Raw genomic sequence first — 12,436 nt, forward strand, 5'->3', positions numbered from 1 at the left:
GCTGTTTGACTCAGGAGCAAAGCTTTGACAGTTTCGCCTCATATACGTGTTCATTCTGTGAGGAGGCTTCCATGAGCAGTTCATCCATCGTCGTCGCCAGCGCTGCCCGCACTGCGGTCGGTTCGTTCAACGGCGCGTTCGCGACCGTTCCGGCGCATGAACTCGGCGCGGCCGCGATCAAGGGTGCGCTGGAGCGCGCCGGTGTCGAGGCCAAGGAGGTCGATGAAGTGATCCTCGGCCAGGTGCTTCAGGCCGGCGAAGGGCAGAACCCGGCCCGCCAGGCCGCGATGAAGGCCGGCATTCCGCAGGAAGCGACCGCATGGGGCGTGAACCAGCTATGCGGCTCGGGCCTGCGTGCCGTGGCGCTCGGCCTGCAGCAGATCGCAACCGGTGACGCCAAGATCATCGTCGCCGGTGGCCAAGAATCCATGTCGATGGCACCACATGCCGCGAATCTTCGCTCCGGCACCAAGATGGGCGACATGAAGATGATCGACACCATGATCAAGGATGGCCTGACGGACGCCTTCTACGGTTACCACATGGGCATCACGGCCGAAAACATCGCCCGCCAGTGGCAGCTGTCGCGCGAGGAGCAGGATCAGTTCGCCGTTGCCTCGCAGAACAAGGCGGAAGCCGCACAGAAGGCTGGCCGCTTCAAGGACGAGATCATTCCCTTCACCATCCAGACGCGCAAGGGCGACGTTACGGTTGATGCCGATGAATATATCCGCCTTGGTGCGACGATGGAGGCCATGGCGAAGCTGCGCCCGGCCTTCGACAAGGAGGGCTCCGTCACCGCCGGCAACGCTTCCGGGCTTAACGACGGCGCCGCTGCGGCCGTGCTGATGACCGAGGCGGAAGCCTCGCGCCGCGGCATCCAACCGTTGGCCCGCATCGTCTCCTGGGCAACCGCCGGCGTCGATCCGCAGATCATGGGTACGGGGCCGATACCGGCCTCCCGCAAGGCGCTGGAAAAGGCCGGCTGGTCCGTCAACGACCTCGATCTCGTCGAGGCCAATGAGGCGTTTGCTGCCCAGGCCTGCGCCGTCAACAAGGATCTCGGCTGGGATACGTCGATCGTCAACGTCAATGGAGGCGCGATCGCGATCGGCCATCCGATCGGTGCTTCGGGTGCTCGCATCCTCAATACGCTGCTGTTCGAGATGAGGCGCCGCGGTGCGCGCAAGGGACTTGCCACGCTTTGCATCGGCGGCGGCATGGGTGTCGCCATGTGCTTCGAGGCGCTCTAGAATCAAAGAAATAGAGCATGATGTCGTCCGAAAACCGCATGACACTTTTCGGCATCATGCTCTAAGGCGTCTTGAAGGGAATTTTCCAGAAGAAGTGATGAAAGCGAGCGGGCGACCCGACCTTCGGGCGTCACGCCTCCGCAACAAAAAAGGGGAGTGGCACATGAGCAGAGTGGCATTGGTAACCGGAGGTACGCGCGGCATCGGAGCTGCCATTTCGATGGCGCTGCACAATGCGGGCTATAAGGTAGCCGCAACCTATGCCGGCAATGATGAGAAGGCCCGGGCTTTCCACGATGTGACGGGGATTTCCGTTCACAAGTGGGATGTCACCGACTACGAGGCCTGCGGCAAGGGCATCGCCAAGATCGAGCATGATCTTGGTCATGTCGACATCCTGGTCAACAATGCCGGCATCACCCGCGATGCCATGTTCCACAAGATGACACCGCAGCAATGGCACGAGGTTATCAATACCAATCTCACCGGCCTCTTCAACATGACGCACCACGTCTGGCAGGGCATGCGCGACCGCAGCTTCGGCCGCGTCATCAATATCTCGTCCATCAATGGTCAGAAGGGGCAGATGGGGCAGGCGAACTACTCCGCGGCCAAGGCGGGCGATCTCGGCTTCACCAAGGCGCTTGCGCAGGAAGGTGCCGCCAAGAACATCACGGTCAACGCGATTTGCCCCGGCTATATCGGCACGGAGATGGTGCTGGCGGTTCCGGAGAAAGTGCTGAACGAGCGCATCATTCCGCAGATTCCCGTCGGGCGCCTCGGCGAACCCGAGGAAATCGCGCGCATCGCCGTCTTCCTGGCCAGCGACGATGCCGGTTTCATTACCGGATCGACCATATCTGCCAATGGCGGCCAGCTCTTCGTCTAGGCAATTCAGGAAAAGCGCAGGCCAGTCTTCCGCTGGGAGCCGCGCAAGAGCTATAAAAAAGCGGCTCAGGGCGACGGAGCCGCTTCAGCCTGTATAGCGCGTTACGAACGGAATTACTGAGCTCAGCCGGCAATCATCCTCTTGTTGAGGCCTGCTGCCGATGTCGTGGCTTGAATTCCAGGATGACCGCCTCAAGGGCGACCTGCCGCTTCTCCCTGTCTCGAGCTCTCGCCGCGCTTACGAGCGCGTAAAAAGTGGTGCCGGTAAGCACGAGTGCTGCAATGCTTGCGATGATTGCGGCCATGATGCCGTTCCTTTCTCAAAACACTGCCAACTCGCCGTGACTGACGGCGCGGAAAGAAGATTTTGTTGAGGGAGCTGCCGCTCACTGAATTTGTTCCGAGAGGGAATCCTGACCGGCCGCCGGTGGCGACCGGTCAGGCAATGCCTTAGCGGCAGCGAGCCTCATAACGGTGACCATAACGGTCGCGATAGATGCAGTAGCCGCGACGCTCTTCCGAACGTCCGATGAGGTTGCCGACTACGCCGCCAGCGACCGCGCCGACCGCGGCGCCCCCCCAGCTATGGGTGGCGACGCCACCGATCAGCGCGCCGGTACCGGCGCCGATCGCCGTACCTTTTTCCGTTGCCGTGCACGACGCCAATGCGCCGACGAGGGCGATCGCGACGATAATCTTCTTCATGGTGTTAGCTCCCTGATGTTGCGAGGTTTGAACAATGTCTGCGGATCAGATGCGCCCCATTAATAACAGAATGAGGACAATGACGAGAACAAGCCCGAGACCACCCGATGGACCATACCCCCAAGACCGGCTGTAACCCCAGCTGGGAAGTGCGCCAACCAGCAGCAGAATCAGTATGACAAGCAATACCGTACCAAGCATGATATGTCTCCTCCATGTCCGTCCGGCTCGAATATCCCGCCATTATCGCTGTTCGAAATGGCGTTAATCTTCCAGCCTTCCCACTCGAAACTATTCCAGTGAATGGACGAATTCCGCAATTCTGCTCATAGAAACTTGCATGCGCGACAATTGTTCCGGCTAAGAAATAAAAATGCACGCGCACAGCAGTTGGGATGCTTAGCGAATCCTTAAATGGGATCGCATCGGGTGACGGTTACAAGCGCGGCGGCAAATTCATTGTATGGTTAAAATACCATTAAAATACAATGGGTTGTGGTGAACGAAACGGGAAAGGCCGGATGTCCGTGATTCGTCGGCGATTCGTTCTGCATTTGAACTTTGGTTAACGGCTGGGCGTTTGCCGACGTGCCGAATACAAGGATGCTGCCGTCGGCAAATGTCGTCCAGGTGGTGTGTTCGCGGGCGAATTCGTTAATTCGCAGCGAACTCCGCAACAGGATTGCCATTCAAGCTGACCTCTATGTCGCGATGCTGCTCCGGCGAAATACAACATGTAGCCGTGAACAAATGCGATACCCGCTGATATCCGCGATTCGTCACCGATTCGTTCCGGCTTTGATCGTTGTGTTAACGGCTGCACTTTTTGCGTGCATTTGTCGATTCATTATAGCTGCGCTCGTCAAAAGACGAACCGCAATCCCAGATTCGGCTCGGATTCGCGTCTCAACCATTCAGAGTCCGGTATCCTCCTGACGGAAAACCGCTAGATATTGTGGAGAACAAAACAGAATCGCTTGGAATCCGCGATTCGTCGCCGATTCGTTTCGGCTTTGGCCTGGAGGTGGATGTCGTCCGCTGATTCATACGAAACTTTATTATTTACAGATTGTTAACGATGGCACGGCGCGAAATTTCTCTGGCTGAGGATTCTCCGCTTGACTCCTTTTTTCAGCGGAAAGCCGTGGAAACGAGATTCAGCATTTGGTGGGAATCTTTTCATTGAAATCCATATGTAGTCGTGAACAAATAAGGAACGTGACGGAGTCAGCGATTCGTCTCCGATTCGTTCTCAGGCTGTTCCGGAATCGCCCGGACTCGCATGGGATGCAATGTAAATGTAGCTTATGGTTGAAGCGCTCAAATATGAAATCGAATGTTGCCGCATCTGTTTTTTCATTCGGGTCTTGCCTTTGTCACATATGGTCGTCATCTGTTCGTTTCCTCCAGGAGGAACTGGCTGATCGGAAGACGGCTGTTTCTCGCCTATGCACGGACCTATGACTCAGACTTCGCAGCCCATGATCCTGAGCGGACGCGGCGTGACCGCAGTGCTCGGACCGACCAATACCGGCAAGACCCATTATGCCATCGAGCGCATGGTGGCACACGGCAGCGGCGTGATCGGCCTGCCGCTGCGGCTGCTTGCCCGTGAGGTGTATACGCGCGTCGTCGAGAAGGTTGGCGCGCACAATGTCGCTCTGGTGACCGGCGAGGAAAAGATATCGCCGCCCAATGCGCGTTATTCGGTCTGCACCGTCGAGGCCATGCCGCGCGAGACGCGCGCCTCCTTCGTTGCGATCGACGAAGTGCAGCTTGCCGGCGATCTGGAGCGCGGACATATTTTTACTGACCGCCTTTTGCATCTGCGCGGCCGCGATGAAACCCTGCTGCTCGGCGCCGGCACGATGCGGCCGATCCTTGAACAACTTCTACCTGGGATTACCGTCCTCGAACGGCCGAGGCTATCGCATCTTTTCTACGCCGGGCAGAAGAAGATCACGCGGCTGCCGCAGCGCACGGCCATCGTCGCCTTTTCCGCCGACGAGGTTTATGCGATCGCAGAGCTTATCCGCCGCCAGCGCGGTGGCGCGGCCGTCGTCCTCGGAGCGCTCAGCCCGCGTACCCGCAATGCGCAGGTGGCGCTCTATCAGGCCGGCGATGTCGAATATCTGGTTGCGACCGATGCGATCGGCATGGGGCTCAACCTCGATGTGGATCATGTCGCCTTTGCGCAGGACCGCAAGTTCGACGGCTATCAATTCCGCAATCTCAATCCCGCCGAGCTCGGTCAGATCGCAGGTCGCGCCGGCCGCCATCTCAAGGACGGCACCTTCGGGGTGACGGGACAAGTCGATCCTTTCGACGACGAACTCGTGCGCCGGATCGAGGGACACGAATTCGACATGGTCAAGGTGCTGCAATGGCGCACCAAAGACCTGGATTTCGCTTCGATCGCGGCGTTGCGTGCAAGTTTGGAAGACGCGCCTCGCGTGCAGGGCTTGACGCGTGCGCTGCCTGCGGTAGACCAACAGGCATTGGAATATCTGTCACGCGATCTGGAGATAGTCGATCTTGCCAGCAACCCGGCTCGGGTTGAGAAATTGTGGGAGGCCTGTGCGCTTCCCGACTATCGGCGCATCACGCCTGCCCAGCATGCTGATCTCATCGCCACCCTCTTTTCTGATCTCGTGCGCTATGGCACGGTGAAAGAGGATTTCCTGGCCGAACAGGTGCATCGCGCCGATCGGACGGATGGCGAGATCGACACGCTTTCGGCGCGAATCGCGCAGATAAGGACTTGGACCTATGTGTCGAACCGGCCCGGCTGGCTTGCCGATCCGACACACTGGCAAGAAAAGACGCGGGAAATCGAAGATCGATTGTCCGACGCGTTACATGAGAGGTTGACGAAACGCTTTGTTGATCGCAGGACATCTGTGCTCATGAAGCGCCTGAGAGAGAATGCGATGCTGGAAGCTGAAATCAGTGTGAATGGAGATGTCTTCGTAGAGGGGCATCATGTGGGACAGTTGACCGGATTCCGGTTCACGCCTATCGCAGGGACCGAGGGGCCGGATGCCAAGGCTGTCCAGACCGCCTCGCAGAAGGCGCTCGGGCTGGAGTTCGAGGCACGTGCCGCACGTCTGCATGCGGCCGGCAACGGCGATCTCGCGATCAGTGCCGATGGCCTCGTGCGCTGGCTCGGCGACCCCGTCGCGCGCCTGTCAGGCAGCGATCATGTCATGCGTCCGCGCGTCATCCTGCTTGCCGACGAACAGCTGACCGGCAATGCGCGCGATCATGTCGCCGCCCGTATCGAGCGCTTCGTGAACCATCACATCAGCACGATCCTGAAGCCGCTGGACGATCTCCAACGTGCCGAAGATCTGCAGGGCCTTGCCAAGGGGCTGGCTTTCCAGCTGGTGGAGAATCTCGGCGTTCTGTTCCGCCGCGACGTCACGGAAGAAGTGAAATCGCTGGATCAGGACGGGCGTGCCTCGATGCGCCGCTACGGCGTTCGCTTTGGCGCGTACCATATTTTTGTGCCCGCCCTGCTGAAGCCGGCTCCGGCCGAGCTCATCACGCTCCTCTGGGCGCTGAAGAACGATGGCCTGGACAAGCCGGGCTATGGCGATCTGATCCCGGTTCTGGCCGCCGGCCGTACCTCGGTCGTCACCGATCCGGGCTATGAGCGCACATTTTACAAGCTTGCCGGCTTCCGGTTCCTCGGCAAGCGCGCGGTGCGCATCGACATCCTCGAGCGCCTGGCGGACCTCATCCGTCCGCTGCTGCAGTGGAAGCCCGGCCAAGCTTCGCGCCCTGACGGCGCTTATGACGGCCGTCGCTTCACGACGACGACAGCGATGCTCTCCATTCTCGGCGCGACGCTCGAGGACATGGAGGAAATCCTCAAGGGTCTCGGCTATCGCGCCGATGCGGTGAAGGCGGAGGAGGCTACGGCCTTCCTCGCTCAGCAGGACGCGGCTGCAGCGCCCGCCGCACCGGCTGGGGACGCCACAGCCGAAAAGGCCGATCATGATGATGCCGACACAGCGACTGACGAGCCGGCTAAGGAAGTGGAAGCCGTTTCGCAGGAAGCAGCCGCTCCCGCCGAGGCACCTGCTGAGACGGAAGTTGCCGTAGCTGCCGAGCCAGTTGCCGCTGCAGAAGTCGCCGCAGAGCCGGCGGAACCGAAGCCGGTTCTGCTCTGGCGTCTGGGTGGCCGCAACGACCATCAGCAGCGGCAAGGCGGCCGTGGCCATGGCGATCGTCGCGGCCAGCAGGGCGAGGGGCGCGGTCAGCAGGGCAATCGTCGTGGTGGCGAGCAGGCAGCCGGTGAAGGCAATCGCGAAGGCGGTCGTGATCGCCGCGATGGACGCGACAATCGTGAGGCTCGTGGCAGTGACAAGGGTCCGCGCGGGAATCGCGAAGGCGGTCGTCCGCAGCATCAGGGCAACCGCGGCGAACGCGGTGATCGTCAGGAACGTGGCGACCGGAATGATCGCAACAATCGCGGCGCCTCTCAGCCGTTGCGCTTCGAAGCCAAGCCGCCGCGCAAGGAAAAGCCGATCGATCCGGATTCTCCTTTCGCCAAGCTCGCTGCCCTCAAGGAGCAGATGAAGAAATAGGTCATGACGGACGAAAAACAGCCATTTTCCGGTTCGCGCCAGCGCATCGACAAATGGCTGTTCTTTGCCCGCATGGTGAAATCCCGCTCATTGGCGCAGGTCTATGTGCAGAACGGCAGCGTCCGGGTGAATGGCGAGCGGGTCGTGCAGCCGAGTTTCGGCATCAAGGCCGGTGACCGCATCGAGCTCTCGCTGGAGCGGCGGGATATAGTGTTGATCGTGCGGTCGGCCGGCGAACGTAGGGGTCCCTTCGAAGAAGCCAGGCTGCTTTACGAAGATCTGACGCCGCCGCCCGATGAGACAAAACGCCTCACCCCGTTCGAGCAGGCGTTGCGGGCACCCGGCAGCGGCAGGCCCACAAAAAGGGATCGGCGTGCGATCGATCGCCTCATCTCCGACGATGATTAGAAAACTCTGCCTGTTGCGAAGGGGTTTTGCGATTGTTTGTCCTTGAAATTGGGTGACAAAGTCGATACCTCACGATCACCCTGCCGGTAACCAGCCGGGCGGCGCGTTTGCGTGTGACGCATTCGTCTGCCCGTTCGGCGCCGTGGGAAGGTGCGACGTTCCAGGTTGCGCGTCCGCGGAAGCTCAATACATCCCTGGAGTGCTTCATGACATATGTCGTGACTGACAATTGCATTCGCTGCAAATATACCGATTGCGTGGAAGTCTGCCCTGTCGACTGCTTCTATGAGGGCGAGAACTTTCTCGTCATCCATCCCGACGAATGCATCGATTGCGGCGTCTGCGAACCGGAATGTCCTGCTGAGGCGATCAAGCCCGATACGGAACCGGGTCTCGACAAGTGGCTGAAGGTCAATGCGGAATACGCCGCCATTTGGCCGAACATCACGGTCAAGCGTGACCCGATGCCGGAAGCCAAGGAAATGGATGGCGAACAGGGAAAATTCGAGAAGTATTTCTCGGCCAATCCCGGTACGGGCGACTGATCGAAGGCCGTGACAGGCCTTCGATAAAGGTGTAGTCGATATCGCAGAAAGCGAATCATTGCCATTGGGCCGCTGGCCGGTCAACGTGGCCAATTTGGCGCGTGCGCAGCAAATTATTGATTTCCTCAGATTTTTGTGATAGGGTCGTCACACTGATCCACTGCGGCATTTCGCATGCCCGAAACCATCACGAAAGCAAATCACCAATCCGTACGCGGTTTCCTTGACATATCAACGTATTGTGTTGTCGGGTCCCTGATCGCGATGGGTGGGTTTCTGTTTGCATAAGTCTGGCTGGACCAGGATGAAGTGACCCGACGGTACGTCCGTCTCATCCGGGCCTGACTGACCCGGCACCCCGGCCCTAACGGGGCGCATAACAGGGAGTTTTTGAAAAGAATGACGACCCAGCAGAAAAAACCTTCAGCAGCACGCCATGGCTTCAAGACTGGTGAAGCGATCGTTTATCCGGCCCACGGTGTCGGCACGATCACTGCGATCGAAGAACAGGAAGTCGCAGGCATGAAGCTCGAGCTGTTTGTAATCGACTTCGAGAAAGACAAGATGCGCCTGAAGGTTCCGGTGGCCAAGGCCATGAGCATCGGCATGCGCAAGCTTTCCGAGACCGATTTCGTCGAGCGTGCATTGAAGGTCGTGCAGGGCAAGGCCCGCGTCAAGCGCACCATGTGGTCGCGCCGCGCGCAGGAATACGATGCCAAGATCAATTCCGGCGATCTGATCTCGATCGCAGAAGTCGTTCGCGATCTCTATCGCGCCGAGAACCAGCCGGAACAGTCCTATTCCGAACGTCAGCTTTATGAAGCTGCACTTGACCGCATGGCGCGTGAAATCGCCGCTGTCAACAAGATGTCGGAAACCGAAGCCGTTCGCCTTGTCGAAACCAACCTGAACAAGGGACCGAAGCGCGGCAAGGTCGTCGAAGAAGACGATTCGCAGGACGAAGCCGCATAAGGCCAGACGCCAATATCGCTTCAAAAAACCCGGCCTTCGTGCCGGGTTTTTTCTTTGGAACCTTTTCCGTTCTGATGCGTTAAAGCCCTGTGTTGGCGGTCCGTGTGGGTACACTCCTGTGGAGAGGGGTATTCAGACAGGCCGTTTTTATGGACATTCACGAGGACCGGCCTATGCGTTTTCACTCGAAGCTCCCCGGCGATCTGAAGATGATTCAATCGTCAGACCCGTTCGATGAGATCGAACTAGACTAGTCATCGATCATCCGGTGAACCGGATAATCGGTTTCCAATTTGCAATTTTATTCATTGATTTCCATCCGAACAGCGATGTTCGGAAACGATGCTTGCTGCCCTTTTCGTCGACCGCGGCATAGAGACGATTTGAGGCCGAAACCCAGGAGATGCATATGACGAATATGTCTGCAGATCGGCGCATGATCAAAGTTGCCATGGCTGCTCCCTATCTGGCTCGCGACGAAGAACACGATCTCGCCATGCGCTGGAAAGACCACGATGATCGCGGCGCCCGCAATCAGATCGCAACTGCCCATATGCGCCTCGTCATTTCCATGGCGGGGAAGTTTCGTAACTTCGGACTGCCGATGAGCGATCTGGTGCAGGAAGGCTATGTCGGCCTGCTGGAAGCGGCCGCCCGCTTCGAACCGGAGCGGGAAGTTCGCTTCTCCACCTATGCAAGCTGGTGGATTCGCGCTTCGATCCAGGACTATATCCTGCGCAATTGGTCGATCGTGCGCGGCGGCACGAGTTCCGCCCAGAAGGCGCTGTTTTTCAATCTGCGCCGCTTACGCGCCAAGCTTGCCCGCAGCAATTCCAACGTCACCGTCCAGTCCATCCATGAAGAAATTGCCGTGACGCTCGGTGTCAGCCTTACGGATGTGCAGACGATGGATGCGCGCCTCTCCAGTAGCGATACCTCCCTGCAGGCCCCCTCCATTGCTGGCGATTCCGAAAGTGCCGAGCGCATCGATTTCCTGATCAGCGACGAGCCGCTTCCCGACGAGCAGGTGTCCGACATGATCGACGGCGAGCGCCGCCGCGTTTGGCTGGCGTCGGCGCTGAAACATCTCAACGAACGTGAAATGAAGATCATCCAAGCCCGCCGCCTGGTCGAAGACGGCGCGACGCTCGAAGAGCTCGGTGCTGATCTTGGCATTTCCAAGGAGCGCGTGCGCCAGATCGAAAGCCGCGCGATGGACAAGCTCCGCAACGCCCTGGTGGATGCGGATCCCCGCATGGCCAGCTACGCCTGAGTGCGCGCTTCTCCCCTCCGGGAGAAGTCGTCCCGCTATTATTCCGAAATGATTTTGACCTTGTCGCCCGGTGCAATGTTTGCCCCGGTTGGCAGGGCATTTATCAGTTTGAACAGGTCGAGCTTGCGGTCCGTGCCCATCATGCGGGCGGCGAGCGTGGTGATGGTGTCGCCGGGTTTGACGGTAACGACGCGAACACGCAGCGGCTTCAGCGAGGCCGCCTCTTCCGGGGTCATATGCCGGAAGCTGGCACGCAGCACATTGGCGGTCTGATCAAGCTGAGCGATATTCCCCTTCGGCACCGCCGTCAGGAAGCGGAAGATCTGCGTGCGGTCGCGGATCACGGTCACATCGAAATCCCAGCGGTCGGCTGAGGCGCGCGCAGTGGCGGCCGGCATGCCATTGACGGTGATCGACCTGATCGAGGAGGGATCGAGGCCGGTGACCCAGCCGCTGGAGATATAGTTCGTCAGATTCTGGTTCTGGGTGTCGGCCACGCCGTCGAAGCGGATGGCGATGTCGCCGGGGCCGGTCGCCATGACGGCTTCGACCTTGTTGTCGATACGGAAATCGGGCGGGACGTCGAAGCGGATGCCGAGGCCGCCATGCAGGAAGGTCTGGCCACGCACATAGCCTTCTTCGGGGCTGTCGCCATAGAGCAGGCCGTCGATGCCGTTGAGATAATAGTCGCGGCCGATGTCGCCGACCTTGCCTTCCTCGCCGAATTCGCGCGCGTGCGCCTTGGCAAGGTCGATACGCTGCGGCGTGCTCGGGTGACTCGAAAGGAAGTCCAGGCTCTGGTCGACGTCGGAATTGGCCGACATGAAGCGGCTATAGTCCTCCATCGCGTTCAGGAAGCGCGCGGCGGCGTAAGGATCGTAGCCGGCCTGGCCGAGTGTGCGAATGCCGATCTCGTCGGCCTGGAGTTCCTGCTGGCGCGAGAAGGCGGCGAGACGCAGCTTGCCGCGGGCAAGCGCCTGCTTGCCGGCCAGATCGCTCGACAGGACTTCCGAAACGACGCGGCTGGCGATGACTTCGGCTTCTTCGCGTTTCTGCCGCTCGATGCCGTGATTGGCTGTTACGTGCGCCATCTCGTGCGACAGCACCGCGGCGACTTCGGACGCATCATTGGCGAGCGCCAGAAGGCCGCGCGTCACATAGAGATAGCCGCCGGGCAAGGCAAAGGCATTGATCGAGGGCGAATTGAGAATGGTGATGCGGTAGGACTGCTGCGGATTTTCCGACACACTGGTCAAGGCGCCGGCGATGCGGGCAACGAGCCTCTCCGTCTTGGCATCCTTGTATTCGCCGCCATAGCTTGCGAGGATACGCGGATGCTCGCGGGCTCCCATTTGCGCGCGCGGATCGTTCTTCTGCACTTCGGAAACGATCTGCGGATTGGCGGAGGGCGAAACGCTCGGCTGATAGGATTGATCCATCACCGTCTGGCAGCTGTTCAACATTGCTGCGGCTGCAAGGAAGGGTACAAAACGGCGCAAACGGGCTGCGACGGTCAAATCGATCCTTCGTTCTGCTCGCTTGCTCTGCTTCAGGACCTGCATCCTACTCATTTCGCTGTCATGCCGGCTCGGCGCCAAATCCGGTTGATCCTTACCGGGCGGATCATGGTCGTGCGCCGATAAAGGTTGTTTTCGCCCCCATCGATCCGCATTTACCCGGACGGCTTCCACCTCTTGCTGTAGCCGATTTTGGCACCGGTTGCATAGCGAGACTCCGTTTAAATGTGGCAGCGTTGTATTTTAGCAAGCATTTCCGAGGACTTTCAGCCGCTTCGCTAGA

At 59.4% G+C, this 12,436-nt stretch carries 12 protein-coding genes; 7 read left to right on the forward strand and 5 right to left on the reverse strand.

Features of this window, described 5'->3' with window-relative positions:
- Nucleotides 1-71 precede the first annotated feature (71 nt).
- Both FHT85_RS17995 and phbB read left to right on the forward strand, forming a co-directional pair.
- Nucleotides 72-1,253 carry an acetyl-CoA C-acetyltransferase gene (locus FHT85_RS17995; protein WP_112410957.1) on the forward strand — a complete coding sequence of 394 codons (1,182 nt, stop codon included), beginning with the start codon at nt 72-74 and terminating at the stop codon, nt 1,251-1,253.
- A gap of 163 nt (nt 1,254-1,416) precedes the next feature.
- Nucleotides 1,417-2,142 carry an acetoacetyl-CoA reductase gene (gene phbB / locus FHT85_RS18000; protein WP_112336179.1) on the forward strand — a complete coding sequence of 242 codons (726 nt, stop codon included), beginning with the start codon at nt 1,417-1,419 and terminating at the stop codon, nt 2,140-2,142.
- 133 nt (nt 2,143-2,275) lie between these two features.
- On the opposite strand, the gene FHT85_RS18005 is transcribed toward phbB, so the two are convergent.
- The 4 genes from FHT85_RS18005 to FHT85_RS18020 all read right to left on the reverse strand — a co-directional run bounded on the left by FHT85_RS18005 (nt 2,276) and on the right by FHT85_RS18020 (nt 3,535).
- Nucleotides 2,276-2,446 (reverse strand): hypothetical protein, encoded by a 171-nt coding sequence (locus tag FHT85_RS18005; protein WP_183774210.1) that lies wholly within the window; start codon nt 2,444-2,446, stop codon nt 2,276-2,278.
- Nucleotides 2,447-2,591: 145 nt separating this feature from the next.
- Nucleotides 2,592-2,846, reverse strand: coding sequence for a YMGG-like glycine zipper-containing protein (locus tag FHT85_RS18010; RefSeq protein ID WP_112410958.1), 255 nt, complete (start codon nt 2,844-2,846; stop codon nt 2,592-2,594).
- A gap of 45 nt (nt 2,847-2,891) precedes the next feature.
- Complete coding sequence (locus tag FHT85_RS18015) at nt 2,892-3,047, reverse strand: DUF3309 family protein (protein ID WP_015341639.1); 156 nt, start codon at nt 3,045-3,047, stop codon at nt 2,892-2,894.
- A 266-nt stretch (nt 3,048-3,313) separates the two neighbouring features.
- Entirely contained in the window at nt 3,314-3,535 is a 222-nt protein-coding gene (locus FHT85_RS18020; protein WP_162709661.1) for a hypothetical protein, read from the reverse strand.
- A gap of 771 nt (nt 3,536-4,306) precedes the next feature.
- On the opposite strand from FHT85_RS18020, the gene FHT85_RS18025 reads away from it, so the two are divergent.
- The 5 genes from FHT85_RS18025 to FHT85_RS18045 all read left to right on the forward strand — a co-directional run bounded on the left by FHT85_RS18025 (nt 4,307) and on the right by FHT85_RS18045 (nt 10,636).
- Complete coding sequence (locus FHT85_RS18025) at nt 4,307-7,438, forward strand: helicase-related protein (protein ID WP_112410959.1); 3,132 nt, start codon at nt 4,307-4,309, stop codon at nt 7,436-7,438.
- A gap of 3 nt (nt 7,439-7,441) precedes the next feature.
- Nucleotides 7,442-7,846 carry an RNA-binding S4 domain-containing protein gene (locus tag FHT85_RS18030; RefSeq protein WP_112410960.1) on the forward strand — a complete coding sequence of 135 codons (405 nt, stop codon included), beginning with the start codon at nt 7,442-7,444 and terminating at the stop codon, nt 7,844-7,846.
- A 206-nt stretch (nt 7,847-8,052) separates the two neighbouring features.
- Nucleotides 8,053-8,391 carry a ferredoxin FdxA gene (fdxA, locus tag FHT85_RS18035; protein ID WP_015341635.1) on the forward strand — a complete coding sequence of 113 codons (339 nt, stop codon included), beginning with the start codon at nt 8,053-8,055 and terminating at the stop codon, nt 8,389-8,391.
- A gap of 399 nt (nt 8,392-8,790) precedes the next feature.
- Nucleotides 8,791-9,363 carry a CarD family transcriptional regulator gene (locus FHT85_RS18040; RefSeq protein WP_015341634.1) on the forward strand — a complete coding sequence of 191 codons (573 nt, stop codon included), beginning with the start codon at nt 8,791-8,793 and terminating at the stop codon, nt 9,361-9,363.
- 409 nt (nt 9,364-9,772) lie between these two features.
- Complete coding sequence (locus FHT85_RS18045; protein ID WP_015341633.1) at nt 9,773-10,636, forward strand: RNA polymerase factor sigma-32; 864 nt, start codon at nt 9,773-9,775, stop codon at nt 10,634-10,636.
- A gap of 38 nt (nt 10,637-10,674) precedes the next feature.
- Here the strand turns inward: FHT85_RS18045 and FHT85_RS18050 are convergent, their stop codons facing one another.
- Entirely contained in the window at nt 10,675-12,099 is a 1,425-nt protein-coding gene (locus FHT85_RS18050; protein ID WP_041678015.1) for a M48 family metalloprotease, read from the reverse strand.
- Nucleotides 12,100-12,436: the final 337 nt, after the last annotated feature.

The sequence above is a fragment of the Rhizobium sp. BK312 genome, from assembly GCF_014193605.1.
GTDB lineage: Bacteria > Pseudomonadota > Alphaproteobacteria > Rhizobiales > Rhizobiaceae > Rhizobium.

Excerpts from the sequence above, each read along its gene's own strand:
- FHT85_RS18020 (WP_162709661.1), bottom strand. The coding sequence starts at position 3,535 with ATGGCAATCCTGTTGCGGAGTTCGCTGCGAATTAACGAATTCGCCCGC.
- FHT85_RS17995 (WP_112410957.1), top strand. The coding sequence starts at position 72 with ATGAGCAGTTCATCCATCGTCGTCGCCAGCGCTGCCCGCACTGCGGTC.
- FHT85_RS18015 (WP_015341639.1), bottom strand. The coding sequence starts at position 3,047 with ATGCTTGGTACGGTATTGCTTGTCATACTGATTCTGCTGCTGGTTGGC.
- FHT85_RS18040 (WP_015341634.1), top strand. The coding sequence starts at position 8,791 with ATGACGACCCAGCAGAAAAAACCTTCAGCAGCACGCCATGGCTTCAAG.
- FHT85_RS18045 (WP_015341633.1), top strand. The coding sequence starts at position 9,773 with ATGACGAATATGTCTGCAGATCGGCGCATGATCAAAGTTGCCATGGCT.
- FHT85_RS18025 (WP_112410959.1), top strand. The coding sequence starts at position 4,307 with ATGACTCAGACTTCGCAGCCCATGATCCTGAGCGGACGCGGCGTGACC.
- FHT85_RS18005 (WP_183774210.1), bottom strand. The coding sequence starts at position 2,446 with ATGGCCGCAATCATCGCAAGCATTGCAGCACTCGTGCTTACCGGCACC.
- phbB (WP_112336179.1), top strand. The coding sequence starts at position 1,417 with ATGAGCAGAGTGGCATTGGTAACCGGAGGTACGCGCGGCATCGGAGCT.
- FHT85_RS18010 (WP_112410958.1), bottom strand. The coding sequence starts at position 2,846 with ATGAAGAAGATTATCGTCGCGATCGCCCTCGTCGGCGCATTGGCGTCG.
- FHT85_RS18050 (WP_041678015.1), bottom strand. The coding sequence starts at position 12,099 with ATGTTGAACAGCTGCCAGACGGTGATGGATCAATCCTATCAGCCGAGC.
- FHT85_RS18030 (WP_112410960.1), top strand. The coding sequence starts at position 7,442 with ATGACGGACGAAAAACAGCCATTTTCCGGTTCGCGCCAGCGCATCGAC.
- fdxA (WP_015341635.1), top strand. The coding sequence starts at position 8,053 with ATGACATATGTCGTGACTGACAATTGCATTCGCTGCAAATATACCGAT.